1 protein-coding gene is annotated in these 1,629 nt (G+C 40.1%); it reads left to right on the forward strand.

The features are described from left to right. Nucleotides 1-1,570 (forward strand): arginine--tRNA ligase (argS, locus tag B2C77_RS00390; RefSeq protein ID WP_141130626.1); only part of this gene is annotated, 1,570 nt, incomplete at its 5' end. Between the last annotated feature and the right edge of the window lie 59 nt (nucleotides 1,571-1,629).

Consider the following 1,629-nt stretch of genomic DNA (forward strand, 5'->3'; position numbering starts at 1 on the left):
AATTGTCTTAGAAAAGCCAAACAATGAACAGCACGGTGATTACGCAACGAATATTGCTATGCAACTGACAAAAATGGCAAAGCAATCGCCAAGGCAAATCGCCCAAGCTATTGTCGACCACATCGATGTAGCAGGTACATATATACGCAAGGTGGACATTGCTGGACCTGGTTTTATTAATATTTTTATGGACTATGATTATTTAACACCGTTAGTACCGTATATTTTGGAAGAACAAGCGGATTATGGCAAACATGATACGAAAGATTATCGTATTCAAATTGAGTTTGTTTCTGCCAATCCTACAGGGGATCTTCATTTAGGTCATGCTCGTGGTGCGAGTTATGGGGATGCGCTTGGTAACGTATTGGAAGCTGCTGGTTATCACGTCGAGCGAGAATATTATATCAATGATGCTGGTAATCAAATGCATAACCTTGCTTTATCAGTGGAAGCGCGGTATATGCAAGCGCTAGGACGAGAAGCGGAAATGCCAGCGGATGGCTATTACGGACAAGACATTATTGATATTGGGAAAAAATTAGCCGCAGATGAAGGCGATGTATGGTTGCACAAACCGAAAGAAGAGCGTTTAGCTTATTTTCGGCGCTACGGATTAGACTTTGAATTGAAAAAGATCGAGCATGATTTAAACCAATTTCGGGTGCCATTTGATCAATGGTTTTCGGAAATGTCTTTATATGAAAAGGGGAAAGTAGATCAAGCGCTCGATAAAATGCGCACATCTGGTGACATTTATGAACAGGATGGTGCTACATGGTTTCGGACGACAAAATATGGGGACGATAAAGATCGCGTCGTTATTAAATCAGATGGAAGCTACACGTATTTAGCGTCTGATATTGCTTATCATAACGATAAATTGGAGCGTGGCTTTGATCAGTTAATTAACGTATGGGGAGCGGATCATCATGGTTATGTTCCGCGAATGGAAGCGGCAATCCAAGCATTAGGGTATCCAAAAGGGAAGTTAGAGACGGAGATTATTCAAATGGTGAATTTATTTGAAGACGGCGAGCGAGTGAAAATGAGTAAGCGGTCTGGAAAGGCGCTAACACTAAGGCAACTGATGGAAGAAGTAGGCGTTGATGCCATGCGTTACATGATGAATACGCGCTCCTGTGATACGCATTTGGATTTTGATATAAATCTTGCTCGTTCCCAATCGAATGACAACCCGGTTTATTATGTACAATATGCGCATGCACGAATTTGTACGTTATTAGATAAGGCAGAAACAAATGGTTATGCTTATGAAAAGTATGACAGTTCTTTATTAAAACAAACGAGTGAAATAAACTTGTTAAAGCTATTAGCTACATTTCCGCAACTGGTGTTGGATGCTGCGGAGAAACGAATTCCGCATAAAATAACCCAGTATGCATTTGATGTAGCTTCTCAATTGCACAGTTTCTATAATGCAGAGAAAGTGTTAGATGAAAGTCAGTTAGAAGTAACGAAAGCAAGGCTAGCGTTGCTAGAAGCAGTTAAAATAACGCTTGGTAATGCGCTTCGTATGGTTGGTGTACATGCACCAGAAAAAATGTAAAACGTTATATAAATAGAAGCCGAACAATCATAAGATAATTGTTCGGCTATTTGTATTGT

Origin of the sequence: Virgibacillus dokdonensis (assembly GCF_900166595.1) — a bacterium.
GTDB classification, from domain to species: domain Bacteria; phylum Bacillota; class Bacilli; order Bacillales; family Amphibacillaceae; genus Virgibacillus; species Virgibacillus dokdonensis.